At 63.2% G+C, this 13,270-nt stretch carries 14 protein-coding genes; 10 read left to right on the top strand and 4 right to left on the bottom strand.

Translation table 11 applies throughout. The features are described from left to right. The first annotated feature begins 1 nt into the window (after position 1). The 3 genes from gmhB to MUN46_RS03300 are packed head-to-tail and all read left to right on the top strand — an operon-like array spanning position 2 to position 1,916. On the top strand, positions 2–574 hold the full coding sequence (gmhB, locus tag MUN46_RS03310; RefSeq protein WP_243376500.1) for a D-glycero-beta-D-manno-heptose 1,7-bisphosphate 7-phosphatase: 573 nt from the start codon (positions 2–4) through the stop codon (positions 572–574). Then, positions 571–1,074 carry a D-glycero-beta-D-manno-heptose 1-phosphate adenylyltransferase gene (gene rfaE2 / locus MUN46_RS03305; protein WP_243376499.1) on the top strand — a complete coding sequence of 168 codons (504 nt, stop codon included), beginning with the start codon at positions 571–573 and terminating at the stop codon, positions 1,072–1,074. Before gmhB ends, rfaE2 begins: the two co-directional genes overlap by 4 nt. Then, positions 1,071–1,916 carry a symmetrical bis(5'-nucleosyl)-tetraphosphatase gene (locus MUN46_RS03300; RefSeq protein ID WP_243376498.1) on the top strand — a complete coding sequence of 282 codons (846 nt, stop codon included), beginning with the start codon at positions 1,071–1,073 and terminating at the stop codon, positions 1,914–1,916. Before rfaE2 ends, MUN46_RS03300 begins: the two co-directional genes overlap by 4 nt. On the opposite strand, the gene MUN46_RS03295 is transcribed toward MUN46_RS03300, so the two are convergent. From MUN46_RS03295 to MUN46_RS03280, 4 genes are all read right to left on the bottom strand, one after another. Next, on the bottom strand, positions 1,913–2,722 hold the full coding sequence (locus MUN46_RS03295) for a lysophospholipid acyltransferase family protein (RefSeq protein ID WP_243376497.1): 810 nt from the start codon (positions 2,720–2,722) through the stop codon (positions 1,913–1,915). The two genes, MUN46_RS03300 and MUN46_RS03295, sit on opposite strands and share 4 nt — an antisense overlap. 41 nt (positions 2,723–2,763) lie before the next feature. Beyond that, complete coding sequence (gene ruvX, locus MUN46_RS03290; protein WP_243376496.1) at positions 2,764–3,174, bottom strand: Holliday junction resolvase RuvX; 411 nt, start codon at positions 3,172–3,174, stop codon at positions 2,764–2,766. Then, positions 3,167–3,736, bottom strand: a complete 570-nt coding sequence (locus tag MUN46_RS03285) for a YqgE/AlgH family protein (protein WP_243376495.1) — start codon at positions 3,734–3,736, stop codon at positions 3,167–3,169. The genes ruvX and MUN46_RS03285 overlap by 8 nt, the downstream gene beginning before the upstream one ends. 104 nt (positions 3,737–3,840) lie before the next feature. Then, positions 3,841–4,647, bottom strand: coding sequence for a radical SAM protein (locus MUN46_RS03280; protein WP_243376494.1), 807 nt, complete (start codon positions 4,645–4,647; stop codon positions 3,841–3,843). Positions 4,648–4,929: 282 nt separating this feature from the next. Here MUN46_RS03280 and miaB point away from each other — a divergent pair, with 282 nt between their 5' ends. The 7 genes from miaB to glyS all read left to right on the top strand — a co-directional run bounded on the left by miaB (position 4,930) and on the right by glyS (position 13,265). Then, positions 4,930–6,273, top strand: a complete 1,344-nt coding sequence (gene miaB, locus MUN46_RS03275; RefSeq protein WP_243376493.1) for a tRNA (N6-isopentenyl adenosine(37)-C2)-methylthiotransferase MiaB — start codon at positions 4,930–4,932, stop codon at positions 6,271–6,273. A gap of 11 nt (positions 6,274–6,284) precedes the next feature. Then, the gene (locus MUN46_RS03270) at positions 6,285–7,292 is read left to right on the top strand and encodes a PhoH family protein (protein WP_243376492.1); all 1,008 of its coding nucleotides are present in this window, start codon (positions 6,285–6,287) and stop codon (positions 7,290–7,292) included. Beyond that, on the top strand, positions 7,285–7,767 hold the full coding sequence (gene ybeY / locus MUN46_RS03265; RefSeq protein ID WP_243376491.1) for an rRNA maturation RNase YbeY: 483 nt from the start codon (positions 7,285–7,287) through the stop codon (positions 7,765–7,767). Before MUN46_RS03270 ends, ybeY begins: the two co-directional genes overlap by 8 nt. After that, positions 7,764–8,654 (top strand): HlyC/CorC family transporter, encoded by an 891-nt coding sequence (locus MUN46_RS03260; protein ID WP_243376490.1) that lies wholly within the window; start codon positions 7,764–7,766, stop codon positions 8,652–8,654. The genes ybeY and MUN46_RS03260 overlap by 4 nt, the downstream gene beginning before the upstream one ends. Next, positions 8,651–10,177, top strand: a complete 1,527-nt coding sequence (gene lnt, locus MUN46_RS03255; protein ID WP_243376489.1) for an apolipoprotein N-acyltransferase — start codon at positions 8,651–8,653, stop codon at positions 10,175–10,177. Before MUN46_RS03260 ends, lnt begins: the two co-directional genes overlap by 4 nt. A 78-nt stretch (positions 10,178–10,255) precedes the next feature. Then, positions 10,256–11,173, top strand: a complete 918-nt coding sequence (gene glyQ / locus MUN46_RS03250) for a glycine--tRNA ligase subunit alpha (RefSeq protein WP_237977928.1) — start codon at positions 10,256–10,258, stop codon at positions 11,171–11,173. A 1-nt stretch (position 11,174) separates the two neighbouring features. After that, entirely contained in the window at positions 11,175–13,265 is a 2,091-nt protein-coding gene (gene glyS / locus MUN46_RS03245; RefSeq protein WP_243376488.1) for a glycine--tRNA ligase subunit beta, read from the top strand. Positions 13,266–13,270: the final 5 nt, after the last annotated feature.

The raw sequence follows: 13,270 nt of genomic DNA, 5'->3' as shown, positions 1-13,270 counted from the left end.
CATGAAGGCAGTGTTTCTTGACCGGGACGGCGTCATCAATGTGGACCGAGCCTATGTGCACCGCATAGAGGACTTTTCCTTTGTCCCGGGCACCCTCGACGCCTGCAGGCTGTTCCGGCAGCAGGGGTTCCGCCTGTTCGTTGTCACCAACCAGTCAGGCATCGGACGAGGTTATTTTTCCGAGCAGGACTTCTCGAAGCTCACCGAGTGGATGCTGGCCGAAATGGCCCGGGCCGGAGCCGAAATTGAAAAGGTCTATTTCTGCCCCCATCACCCCGAGGCCGCGATTCCTCGATACAGGAAGGTCTGCGGCTGCCGCAAGCCCGCACCCGGCATGATTGAAGCCGCCATACGGGACTTTGGGATTGATCCCGCCAGGAGCGTCATCTTCGGCGACAGCCTTTCCGATGTGCAGGCCGGTTGCGCAGCGGGGCTGGCCGAGCGCGTGCTGCTCGGGAAAAACGGGACCGAGCGTCCTGCGCTCGCAGCGCCGGCGACCGCGTCCTTCAGAAACCTGCTCGAAGCTGCCCAAAGCAGCTGGTTTCATTCGTTTTGCAGAAGGATTTCCTCATGAGCAAGCATTTTCCCGCGCCGTCCTTTGAGAAAAAAATCGTCTCGGGAGAGCGCCTGCGGGAGGCCGTGCAGCGGCTTCCCCGCCCCATCGTCATGACAAACGGCGTTTTCGACATTCTCCACCGCGGCCACGTCACCTACCTCGCCCAGGCGGCCACGCTCGGGGCGAGCCTCGTCGTCGCGGTGAACTCCGACGCTTCAGTGCGGATGCTGGGCAAGGGCGATGACAGGCCGGTGAACCGCGAGGAGGACCGGGCGGCGGTCCTCGCTGCCCTCGAATCCGTCTCGCTGGTGACGATATTCAGTGATAAGGTGCCGCTCGAACCGATCGCCGCTGTCCGCCCCGACATCTACGTGAAAGGCGGAGACTACGAGGTCGAGGACCTCCCGGAGGCCCGTCTCGTTGCCTCGTGGGGCGGCAGATCCTGTACCATCGCCTTCGAATTCGAACGCTCAACCACAGCGCTGCTTAAAAAGATCAGGGGCGGGGCAGAGAAATGACCCGCGAGGCGCCTTTTTGCCGCGAAAGCCTGTATGCCGTCGGCGACCTTCACGGCTGCCTCGAGAGCCTGCAGCAACTCCTCTCGCAGCTGCCGGGCCGACCGCAGCTCATTTTCCTCGGCGACCTAGTCAACCGGGGGCCGCAGTCGCTCGAAACGCTGCGGTTCGTCAAAAAACTCGAGGAGTCCGGGCGCGCACAGTGCCTGCTCGGCAACCACGACCTGCACCTGCTGTGCGTCGCCGCGGGCCACGCCCGGCCGCACGGGCGCGACACCATCGCCCCGATCCTCGAGGCTGCGGACTGCGGCGCACTGATTGACTGGCTGCGTCGCCAGCACCTCGCCCTCTACCGCGAGGGCGCCCTGTTCGTCCACGCGGGAGTCCATCCGGACTGGAGCCTCGAGCAGACGCTCGGGCTCGCCCGAGAGGCGGAGGAGCAGCTTTCGGGACCGGGCTGGAAGGACTACCTGCGGGACATGTACGGAGACACCCAGTGGTCCGAGGGGCTCGCGGGGACCGCCCGCATGAGAGCGATCCTCAATGCCTTTACCCGGATCAGGTTCATTGACCGCAGGACCAAGGAGCTCAATTTCAGCGTGCGCGAGGGACTTGCCCAGGCTCCGGCCAGCCTCGAGCCGTGGTTCGAGCAGCAGGACCGGAAACTGCGCGGCGAGCTCATCGTGTTCGGCCACTGGTCCATGCTGGGCCTCATGATGAAGCCCCGGCTGATCGCCGTTGACACGGGCTGCCTCTGGGGCGGAACGCTGTCGGCGGTGCGCATGTCGGACCGGAGGCTTTTCACCGTCAGAAGTCCACTCTGGAGGAAGCCGGGAGGAGCCTAGTCTCCTGCCTTGCAGTTCGCCGCCGTCTCCAGGGGCAGGGAGGCCCCGTCTGCCGGGTCGGCAACGCCCAGTCCTTCGGACATCACTCGGGAGGCCTTGCGGCAGAGCTGATGGCGGTTCATCCCGTCAACAGAAAACCGGGGCAGCACTTCCACCTCGATGGCTGCGTCCCGCGTCGTCACGACGTGCCACAGGCACCGGAAAATGGACATCTGCCCCACATAGGCCATGCGGGTAGTTTTTTCACCCCGCTCGGTATAGCGCAGCACCAGCGGCTGGATGTCCGCCCCCGAGGCGACCGCCGCCTCGAACAGATTAGAGTGCAGCGGCAGCAGCCTGTCGCCGGGGCTTGTCGTGCCCTCAGGAAAGAAAATCACATTCTCGCCTTTTTTAAGCGCGAGCTCCATCTGCTCGAGGATCCCGAGGATGCCCCGCTTGTTCTTCCGGTCGATGAATATCGTCCGGACGCCCCTCGCGATGGAGCCAAGGAACGGCCAGCGGCCGATCTCGGCCTTCGCCACAAAGCGGGAGCACAAAAAAGCGTCAACTGCGAAAATATCGAGAAACGAAGTGTGGTTGCACAGCAGCAACAGTCCCGTTTCCCCGGGCTCCTCATAGCGGAGCTCAGGCCCCTTCAGGCGCAGCCCGATGCCCATGCTCGCGAGGAGCCTGCGGCTCCAGAGCTGCACGAGCCGGCGGTATTCCTGCTCGTCCTTTCTAGGAAAAACATAGGCGGCGATCACCACCAGGAAGGGAATCATCAGGATCATCCTGATGAAGCGATAAAGTCCCACTGCGTAGTTCATTCGTAACCAAGCTCCCGCCCTTGAAATCTTGTATCCCTTAATTAAACAAGTCCGTTCTCGCCGAACCACTGCTGCAGAATGACGGCGGCCGACATGTCATCGATTTTTTCCCGGCCGTGCTCGACCTCGACCGAGGAGTAGCGCTCGTCGACCCGGTAAACCGGGAGGCGGTACCGCCCCTCCAGCTGCCGGGCGAAGCGCTCGGCCCGCAGGGTCATTTCCTGGCGTGAGCCGTCCGTTTTAAGCGGCACGCCGACCACCAGGGCGTCCGGCTGCCACTCTTCGATCAGCCGCGTCACCGCGGGCCATTTCTCGGCGTTGGTCCGGGCGGAAAGGATCTTCAGAGGCTGCACGGTTGCCGTGAAAGTATTGCCGACTGCGGAGCCGATCCTTGCCAGGCCGAAGTCGAAGGCGAGCACGGTAGCAGGCAGGGCGGGGCACTGTTCAGGCATGGCCGGCCTTTCCGCTGGAGAACTGCAGCGCCTGCATGTCCAGCCCGAGCAGTTTCAGGGCCGCCTCATAGCGCTGCTGCGGCGGCACGTCGAAAATGACAGCGGGATCCGCCTCCACCGTGATCCAGTCCCCCGCCACAAGCTCCGCCTCGAGCTGCCCGGGCTCCCAGCCCGCGTAGCCCAGGAAAAAGAGCCGCTTCGCGGGGCCTCTGCCCTGCGCGATATCCTCGAGCACGTCCTTGGAAATCGTGAAGACAAGCCCGTCGGTCACCTGCTCGGAGAGCATGTAGGTGCGGGCCCGCTCGTGCAGCACGCAGCCTCTTTCCGTCTGAACCGGGCCGCCGATGTAGACCGCGTCGGGAATCTCCACACCTTCTTTGGCGCGGATTCCCGTTTTTTTCAGGACCTCCGACAGCGCGAGGCCCGTAGGCCGGTTAATAACCACTCCCCGGGCCCCCTGCTGATCATGACCAAGCACATAGACCACGGTCTGGGAGAAGTTGGGGTCTCTAAGACTAGGCATGGCCACGAGGAAATTGTTTTTCAACGACTGTTCTGTCATATCCGAAAGCCTCTGCCGGAAGGCCGCGCCGGCGCGCAGCGCGGCCTAAAAAACTCTGATGCCGTTTTACCATAACCGGGGCCGCCCGCAGCGGGCCGCCTCTGTCACGACCGGGGGCCGTGCAGGACATTGGCTCCGTCGAACACGGGGATGAACCGGGACTCCGCCGTGTGCCCGACCTGAATATAGCAGTGTTTGATCCCCAGGCTCCGGGCGAAGCGCACCACCTTCTGGTACTCGAGCGTGAGAAGCCTGCGGTTGATTTCCGGGTGGCGGCTCGCCTTGTAAAGAGGCATGTATTGGTTCATCAGGCTCAGGTACACCTGATCGCCGAACTCATTCCAAAGCCACTGGACACACCTGCAGCTGTCCTCCCAGTGCCCGGGCAGTATCAGGTGACGGACAAGAACTCCGGAGGCCATGAGCCCGCTGTCGTCAAAGCGCGCCGGGCCCGTGATTTCGAACATCCGGCGGATCGCCTCGGAGGCCCGCTCGAAATACTGCGGAACACCCGAGTATCTTTCTCCCAGCCGGGAATCGAAGTACTTAAGATCCGGCATAAAGATGTCGACGAAGCCCCTCAGCCTCTCAAGGACTTCGGGCGAGTCGTAGCCGTTCGTGTTGTAGGCCACTCGCAGCCGCAGACCGCCGCGGCGGGCGATCCGCAAAGCGTGCAGGATGTTGTCCGCATAGTGTGTCGGCGTCACGAGCTCCAGGCAGGTGGCCCCGCGGTCCTGCTGCTCCAGAAAGATGTCCGCGAGGCGCTCGTCGGAAACCTCGATGCCGCGGCCCTCAGCACTGATCTCATAGTTCTGGCAGAAGCAGCAGCGCAGATTGCAGTGGGCGAAAAACACCGTGCCCGCGCCAGCCTCGCCCGAAATGCAGGGCTCCTCCCACTTGTGCAGCGACACGAGTGAGACTTCCGCCCGGTTTCCCGCCCGGCACAGGGCTCTCTTAATCTGGGATGGATTTCCCCTGTCGACGCAGCACTTTCGGGGGCAAAGCGTACAGCTGACCGGCATGAATGGACTCGCTCCGGAACCGGGGAGACGACCATCGCGGGTCAGTGTCACAAATTTGCCCGCTCCGGCTCCCCTTAAATAATTAAAACCTTTAAAATTATATATTTTTATAAAATCCACAATTTCACCGGGCTCCCGGACGGGAAGCCCGGCCGCCACCGGATAAAAACCGTGACTGCGAAAAAAATTTACATCAGATCCTTCGGCTGCCAGATGAACGAATACGATTCGAACCGAATCGTGGACCTCATGACGGGCGGCTGCGGCTATGAGAAGACTGCAACCCCGGAGGACGCCGACCTCATTGTTTTCAATACCTGCTCGATACGTGACAAGGCGCAGCAGAAAGTGTATTCGGAGCTCGGGCGCATCAGACACCTCAAGGAAGAAAACCCCGGTCTCAGGATCGCCGTGGGCGGCTGCGTCGCAAGCCAAGAGGGCCGTGCAATCATCGAGCGCGCCCCCTTTGTGGACGTGGTATTCGGGCCGCAGACCCTGCACCGCCTGCCCGCACTGCTCGACAAGTGCGCGCACTGCCGCCGCTCTCAGGTCGACGTGAGCTTTCCGGGCATCGCGAAATTCGACTATCTGCCCCGGCCGCACGTCGATGGCGCAGCCGCCTTTGTATCCATCATGGAGGGGTGCTCGAAGTTCTGCACCTACTGTGTGGTTCCCTACACGCGCGGCCAGGAGCTCTCCCGCCCGGTCTCAGACGTGATCCGGGAAATCAAGGAGCTAGCCGACCAGGGCGTCTGCGAAATCACCCTTCTCGGGCAGAACGTCAATGCCTACCGGGGGACGCTGCCTGACGGCGAGGAGATCGACTTTGCGATGCTGCTTGAGCTCATCTCCGCGCTTGACGGCATCGAGCGGATCCGCTTCATGACCTCCCATCCGTCGGAGTTCACCCCGAGGCTGATCGACGCGTTCAGGCGGCTGCCCAAGCTCGTGAGCCACGTACACCTGCCCGTGCAGTCCGGTTCCGACCGCATTCTCGGACTCATGAAGCGCGGCTACACCGCGGAGCGCTTCGAGGAAATCGTCCAGGGCCTGAGGCAGGCGCGGCCTGGCATCTGCATCACCTCGGACTTCATTGTGGGGTTCCCCGGCGAGACCGAGGAGGACTTCGAACAGACAATGGGAATGGTCGAGCGGGTTGGATTCGACGCGAGCTTTTCCTTCGTCTACAGCCCGCGCCCGGGCACTCCCGCGGCCTCAATGAAGGACGACACGCCCCAGAGCGTGAAGCTCGAGAGGCTGCAGAGGCTCCAGAAGGCAAACGACGCTCGTGCGGCCGCCATCTCCGAGGCGATGGTCGGCACCCGGCAGCGGGTCCTCGTCACGGGCATGAGCCGCAAGGGCGGCGGAATGCTCGCCGCGAGGACGGACAACAACCGCGTTGTGAATTTCAAGGGGAGCCTCGATCTGCTCGGCAGGATGGTGGAGGTCCTCGTGACGGAGGTCCGGGTCCACACTCTCGCCGGCGAACTCGCCGGGGAGCCTGCCGGAGCCTAAGAAGAGATTCAATGGAAACGAAAGACAAGGGAAAAAACGCAGGCCTGCGCCGCATCGAGTTCTCTGCAGACGCGGACAACACGTCGCTGGCCAACCTCACCGGCCCGCTTGACTCAAACCTGCGCCAGATTGAAACCATTCTTGATGTGGCCATCAGCAGGCGCGGCAGCCTTTTTCGTGTAAGCGGGGAGTCCGACCGGGCCCGCAGGGCGGTGCACGCTCTGCAGAGGCTGCTTACGCAGGTGCGCTCGACAGGCCGGGAACTGTCCGTACAGGACCTGCAGCTGTTCTTCGTCTCTGAAAAATCGGAGGCCGAGGGCGGCGGGGCCCGGGGCGCGGTCCTGAAGACCCGCAGGAGCGACCTCCAGGGACGCACGCCGCGGCAGAAAGACTATATCGACGCGATTCAAGCCCACGACATATCCTTTGCGATCGGCCCTGCGGGAACCGGAAAAACCTACCTCGCAGTCGCCTCAGCGGTGGACGCTTACGAGCGCAACACGGTCGAGAGGATCATCCTGTGCCGCCCGGCGGTCGAGGCCGGCGAGCGGCTCGGGTTCCTGCCCGGAGACCTCGCGCAGAAGGTCGACCCTTACCTGCGCCCCCTCTACGACGCCCTTTTTGACCTTCTGGGCTTTGAGAAGACGCGTTCATTCATTGAGCGGCAGACCATCGAAATCGCGCCGCTTGCCTACATGCGAGGCAGAACCCTCAACAACGCCTTCGTAATCCTGGACGAGGCGCAGAACACGACCCCGGAGCAGATGAAGATGTTCCTCACGCGCATCGGCTTCGGCTCAAAGGCCGTCATTACCGGAGACGTGACGCAGATCGACCTGCCGCGCGGCACGAAAAGCGGGCTCATCCAGGCCCAGCACGTGCTCGCCGGCGTACGCGGCATCTCCATTACCTATTTCACTGCGGCGGATGTCGTGAGGCACCCGCTGGTCGCCCGAATTGTCGAGGCATATGAAAAGTATTCAAAAGACCATGAACGAGAAAACCAGGACCATGACTGAGCCCCGAGTGAGCGTCGAGTTCCAGCAGCGCGAACTCTTCCCCGAGCTCCCCGATGAGAAGACAATGACCGCCTGGGTCGCGGCCGCAGCCGAGCGCGACGTGGAGATCACCATCCGATTCGTCGACGAGGCTGAGGGGTTTGATCTGAACAGCCGCTACCGCCACAAGGATTACGCTACCAACGTCCTCACCTTCGACTACGAGCATGAGCCTGTGGTGAGGGCGGATCTCGCCATCTGCGTGCCGGTTCTCGTACGGCAGGCGCGCGAGCAGGGCAAAACTTTTCTCGCTCATCTCTGCCACCTGATCGTGCACGGCACCCTCCACGCCCACGGCTACGACCACGTGACCCAGGAGCAGGCTGACGTCATGGAACCCCTCGAGATCCGAATTCTCCAGAAGATCGGCTTCGAGGACCCCTATCAGGACCGCGGCGAACAACCGGAAGACTCTCAGAGGCGTCCCCTCCCATGACACAAGACAACGGCGGCCGCGGGCCCGAAGACTCCGCGGACAGCAGCTTTTTTCACCGGATCGGTGCCTTCTTCCGTGACGAGAGCGAGGACGGCGACGCTGCCAAGCAGCTTCAGTCCGCCATGCAGAACGCCCGGGCGAAGGGAGTGATAGGCGAGGACTCTTTCAGCATGATGGAGGGCGTGCTCAAGATCTCGGAGCTCTGCGCCTCGGACATCATGATCCCGCGCAGCCGCATCAAGGCGATCAACCTCGACGAACCGCGGGAGCAGTGGATGCGCGAGGCCCGCGAAAGCGGGCATTCGCGCTTTCCGGTGATAGACGGGGACTTCAGCAACGTGATCGGACTGCTGCACGCGAAAGACCTCCTCTACTCCCTGCTAGACCCCGACTACAAGCCGAGAGAGCACCTGCGGCCGGTCAAGTTCGTCACCGAGACGATGGCTCTCAACCAGATCCTTAAGGACTTCAAGACCGAGAAGCAGCACCTCGCGCTGGTGGTGGACGAGTTCGGGGAGATAGCCGGGCTGCTCACGATCGAGGATGTAATCGAGCAGATTGTGGGAGACATCGACGACGAGTTCGACACCGAGGACTCCGAGGCCAAAAACATAGTTCCCGAGGGGAAGAACAGATGGCGCGTGAAGGCCGTCACGCTGCTCGAGCAGTTCAACGAATATTTCCACACCTCGATCAGGGACCCGCACTGCGAGACCATCGGCGGCATCGTGGCCGACCGGCTGGAGCGGATGCCGCGCCGCGGCGACAGCGTAGAGGCCGGAGGCTTCCGCTTCACGGTCCTTTCGGCCAATGATCGCCAGGTGAAGCTGCTGCAGGCCGAGCGGCTGTCCGCCCCGGCGCTGCCCCCGGCCCCCGATCGCAAATGAACGCTTCCTGCCTGCGCCTTGTTTCCGCCGCAGCTTCGGGGGGGCTCTTCGCACTCGCCTTTTTCCCGGACTGCGGGGCGCTGGGCCTGCCCTGCGGGCTGTTCGGGACTGCTCTTTTTCTCGTCATAGCCTCCCGTGCGCGCGGCGCGGCTGCTGCCGGAGCCTGCGGCTTTTTGTTCGGACTCGCAGCCTATGGCGCCGGGCTGTCCTGGGTCTGGCACAGCATCCACTACTACGGGGGGCTGCCTGCGCCTCTCGCCCTTGCCGCCCTTCTGGCACTTGGCGCAGTGAACGCGCTTTTCCCCGCAGCGGCCGCTGCGGCCGCCTCTCGGATCCCGTCCCCCGCCCTGCGGTGCGCGGCGGGGCTGCCCGCCCTGCTGCTGCTCGCCGACTGGATCCGCGGGGAAGCCGTCAATTCCTTTCCCTGGATTTCGCTCGGCTACGCGCTGCCCGACACGCCGCTTGCCGGGTTCGCCCCGCTTGCCGGGGCCTACGGGGTGGAGCTCGCGGCTCTGCTGATCCTCGGCTGCCTAGCCGCCGCTGCCTTCCGGCAAAGTCCAAAGGGGAGGCTCGGCTGCCTTGCCGCGGCCGCAGTTCTTATAGCAGCGGGGTGCCTCGCGGACGGCCTGACCTGGTCCCAGCCCTCGGGAGAGGTCCTGCGGGTGAGGCTCGTGCAGCCCGATCTTCCGGTCGCCGGCGTCCCTGGAGCGCCCCCGCTCAGCCTAGGGGCAAGGGTGTCGAGGGCGCTCGCACTAAGCGGGGACGACCCGCGGGGCACGCTCGTGGTCTGGCCCGAGTCAGTGGTTGCAGCCCCGCTTGAACGGATCCCGCCCGCACTGCTCGAGCGGCTCTTCGAGCCCTTTGTCGAGCGCGGGGAGTCCCTAGCCTTCAATGCTTTCTCGGAGTCGGCCCGCGGGGAGATCAGCAATTCCCTGTTCCTGTTCTCAGCAACCCGGGGGCTGCAGCGCTACGACAAACGCCATCTCGTGCCTTTTGGAGAATACGTACCGGCGGGATTCCACTGGCTGGTCGACGCACTGGGCATCCCGATGAGCGATCAGAAGCCGGGGGCGGCCTCGCAGCCGGCCTTCCGCTTGGGCGGCATGGTAATCGCACCGATGATCTGCTACGAAAACCTCTTCGGCGCCGAGCTGCGTGAGTTCTGGCGAACAGCCCCGGGCCCGGGGCTGCTGCTTGTTTCCTCGAACCTGTCCTGGTTCTCGCCCTCCATCCAGTTCCAGCACCTGCAGTTCAGCCGGATGAGGGCGCGGGAGACGGCCAGACCCCTTGTCTCCGTCAACAACAACGGCTCCTCGGCCCTGGTCGGCAGCCGAGGCGAGATCCTGCTGGAGGCCGGCCCGGGAGCAGCCTCGCTTGCCGTATCCGTAAGCCCGGCCCTCGGTTCTGAAACCCCTTATGTCCGGTTCGGCAGCCTGCCTGCCGTGCTGGCCGCGCTCGGCCTAGCCCTATGGCTCGCCCTGCGGGAGCGGTTCAGAAAAAACAAAAAGACCGCAAGTCTTTAAAATGTCAAACCTGTTTGTTCGAAACGCGGCTGCATGACGGCTGCCCGATCCCTTCATACAAGGGTCTGATGGAAAAAGATGATTACCTTTCAGGAAGTGATCCTGCGTCTGCAGGACTATTGGAATAAGCAAGGCTGCGCGCTTCTGCAGCCAATCGACACTGAAGTGGGCGCGGGTACCTCCCATACGGCCACGTTTCTACGCGCGCTAGGGCCGGAGCCCTGGCGGGCCGCCTACGTGCAGCCCTCCCGCCGCCCGAAGGACGCGCGCTACGGCGAAAATCCCAACCGGCTCTACCAGCACCACCAGTTCCAGGTGGTCCTCAAGCCCGCGCCGATGAACATCGTTGACCTGTATCTGGGCAGCCTGCGGGCGCTGGGCATCGACACCACGATCCACGACATCCGCTTCGTGGAAGACAACTGGGAGAACCCGACGCTAGGAGCCTGGGGCCTTGGATGGGAAATTTGGATGGACGGAATGGAAGTCACCCAATTCACCTACTTCCAGCAGGTGGGCGGTCTTGCCTGCAAGCCCATCACCGGAGAAATCACCTACGGTCTGGAAAGGCTCTGCATGTACCTGCAGAACTGCGACAACGTCTTTGATCTGGTCTACACGCGCTGGGGCGAGGAGCAGAACCGGCGCACGCTCACTTACGGAGATGTATTCCACCAGAACGAAGTGGAGCAGTCGAAGTTCACTTTCGAGTATTCAGACGCCTCCAAGCTGCTCAAGCTCTTCGATTACTTCGAGTCCGAGGCCAAGCGCCTGATGGACCTGCAGCTTGCGCTGCCCGCCTACGAGCACGTGCTCAAGGCCGGCCACACCTTCAACCTGCTCGACGCCCGCGGAGCAATCTCCGTTACCGAGCGCGCACACTATATTTCCCGCATCCGCAGCATTTCCCGTTCCGTGGCGCAGTCCTACTACGACTCCCGCGAACGGCTGGGTTTCCCCATGCTGAAGAAGAACTCACAGAAGGAGGAAGCTTGAAATGACTAGCTTACTGGTAGAACTGCAGACCGAAGAGCTTCCCCCGAAGGCTCTGAAAAAACTCTCTGAGGCCTTCGGCCGCGGCATTGAAAAGAGCCTGCGCGGTCAGGGGCTGCTCAGCGGGGGATCCCGTTCCGAAATCTACGCGACCCCGAGGCGGCTCGCGGTGCACATCACTGACGTGCTCCCCCGCTCCGAGGACAAGCCTTTCAGCAAAAAGCTGATGCCGAAGGCGATCGGCTTCTCCGCAGACGGAAAGCCCTCCGCCCCGCTCCTGAAGAAGATGGAAGCCCTCGGCCTTGGCAAGGATCTGTCCTCGCTGCGCACGAAACAGGAAAACGGCAAAGAGTTCCTCTACGTCGAAGGGAAGCTGCCCGGCGTCGAGCTCGCCGCCGGCCTGGAAAAGGCCGTCGGGGAGTCCTGCCGCAACCTGCCGATCCCGAGAGTCATGAGCTACCAGCTCCCCGACGGAGTGACAACGGTTGAATTCGTGCGGCCGGTGCGCTATCTCACGGCCCTGTACGGCGAGCAGATCGTGCCGATTTCACTTTTCGGGCTGGAAAGCGGCCGCACGACCCGCGGCCACCGCTTCATGGCTCCTCCGGAGATGGAGATCGCCTCGGCCGACAGCTACGCCTCGCAGATGCGAGAAGCCTTTGTGATGGTGTCCTACGAAGAGCGCCGGGCGAAGCTCGTCGAGCTGCTGCACGCCAAAGCGAAGGAGCTCGGCGGCACCCCCATCATGCCCGAAGGACTGATCGACGAGGTGACGGCGCTTACCGAGTGGCCCGTGGTGTATTCCTCCTCCTTCGAGAAGGAATTCCTCAGCGTCCCCGAGGAGTGCCTGATTCTCACCATGCAGCTCAACCAGAAGTACTTCCCGCTGCGCGACGCTTCTGGCCGTCTTATGAACCAGTTCCTGCTGGTCTCGCAGCTTGTCGCCCGCGACGGCGGCAAGGAAATCAGCAGCGGCAACGCCCGCGTGGTGCGCGCCCGCCTGGCCGATGCGAAGTTCTTCTATGAAACCGACCAGAAGGAGACGCTCGCGAGCCGGGTCCCCGGACTTTCCAACGTGGTCTACCACGCCAAGCTCGGCAGCCAGCTTGAGCGTATGGAGCGCGTCCGCGCGATCGCGGGCTTCATCGCTATGTTCCTGCACGCCGACGCTGAGAAAGCTGCCCGCGCAGCTTACCTCGCCAAAGCCGACCTCCGCACGCAGATGGTCGGGGAGTTCCCCGAGCTGCAGGGCATCATGGGGCAGTACTACGCGCTGCACGACGGCGAGCCCGCGGAGGTCGCACTCGCGATCCGCGAACACTACCTGCCCCGCTTTGCCGGCGACAGACTCCCGTCGACCCCGATCTCGATTGCCGTGGCTATGGCCGACAAGCTCGACACCCTGGGAGGCATGTTTGGCATCGGGCAGGCTCCCACCGGGGAGAAGGATCCCTATGCGCTGCGCCGCCACGCGATCAGTGTGCTGCGCATGCTGATCGAAAAACAGATCCCCGCAAAGCTCACCAAGATCCTGGAGCTCACCTACGAGGTCGAGCGCCACGTACAGGGAGTTGGCGATTTCCGGTCCGAGCTCGCGTCCTTCTTCTACGACCGCCTGCGCGTCATGTTCAAGGACGCCGGCTACACGGCGCAGGAGCTGGAGGCCGTGCTCGCACCGCGGCCCGACCTGATCATGGATATTCCCGCACGGCTCAAGGCGGTCCGCTCCTTCGAGGCTCTGCCGGAGGCCGAAGCGCTGGCTGGAGCCAACAAGCGCATCAGCAACATCCTGAAGAAGGCGCAGGGCGCCGCCGCCCCCGAGGTGCGCCCGGAGCTGCTGGCCGATGAGGCCGAAAAGAAGCTCTTCGCGGCCATCGAGGAGGTCAGGCCCAAAGCCGAGGCAGACTTCGCCTCCGGAGCCTATGAAGCAATGCTCTCGAGACTTGCTGCTCTCAAGGCCCCGGTCGACGAGTTCTTCGAGAAGGTGATGGTCAATGCCGAAGACCCGCAGCTCCGCTCCAACAGGCTCGCCCTGCTGCAGAAGCTCCACGGGCTGATGAACCAGGTGGCCGAGCTTTCGCGCCTCGCGAAGTAAAGGCC

This window comes from Mesosutterella faecium (assembly GCF_022809315.2).
Taxonomy (GTDB): Bacteria; Pseudomonadota; Gammaproteobacteria; order Burkholderiales; family Burkholderiaceae_F; genus Mesosutterella; species Mesosutterella faecium.
This window is presented reverse-complemented; position numbering and strand designations above follow the sequence as displayed.

Bases quoted from the DNA above. Each gene is read 5' to 3' on its own strand.
- glyS (WP_243376488.1), top strand. From the start codon at position 11,175: ATGACTAGCTTACTGGTAGAACTGCAGACCGAAGAGCTTCCCCCGAAG.
- MUN46_RS03270 (WP_243376492.1), top strand. From the start codon at position 6,285: ATGGAAACGAAAGACAAGGGAAAAAACGCAGGCCTGCGCCGCATCGAG.
- MUN46_RS03295 (WP_243376497.1), bottom strand. From the start codon at position 2,722: ATGAACTACGCAGTGGGACTTTATCGCTTCATCAGGATGATCCTGATG.
- MUN46_RS03260 (WP_243376490.1), top strand. From the start codon at position 7,764: ATGACACAAGACAACGGCGGCCGCGGGCCCGAAGACTCCGCGGACAGC.
- lnt (WP_243376489.1), top strand. From the start codon at position 8,651: ATGAACGCTTCCTGCCTGCGCCTTGTTTCCGCCGCAGCTTCGGGGGGG.
- ruvX (WP_243376496.1), bottom strand. From the start codon at position 3,174: ATGCCTGAACAGTGCCCCGCCCTGCCTGCTACCGTGCTCGCCTTCGAC.
- rfaE2 (WP_243376499.1), top strand. From the start codon at position 571: ATGAGCAAGCATTTTCCCGCGCCGTCCTTTGAGAAAAAAATCGTCTCG.
- ybeY (WP_243376491.1), top strand. From the start codon at position 7,285: ATGACTGAGCCCCGAGTGAGCGTCGAGTTCCAGCAGCGCGAACTCTTC.
- glyQ (WP_237977928.1), top strand. From the start codon at position 10,256: ATGATTACCTTTCAGGAAGTGATCCTGCGTCTGCAGGACTATTGGAAT.
- MUN46_RS03285 (WP_243376495.1), bottom strand. From the start codon at position 3,736: ATGACAGAACAGTCGTTGAAAAACAATTTCCTCGTGGCCATGCCTAGT.
- MUN46_RS03300 (WP_243376498.1), top strand. From the start codon at position 1,071: ATGACCCGCGAGGCGCCTTTTTGCCGCGAAAGCCTGTATGCCGTCGGC.
- gmhB (WP_243376500.1), top strand. From the start codon at position 2: ATGAAGGCAGTGTTTCTTGACCGGGACGGCGTCATCAATGTGGACCGA.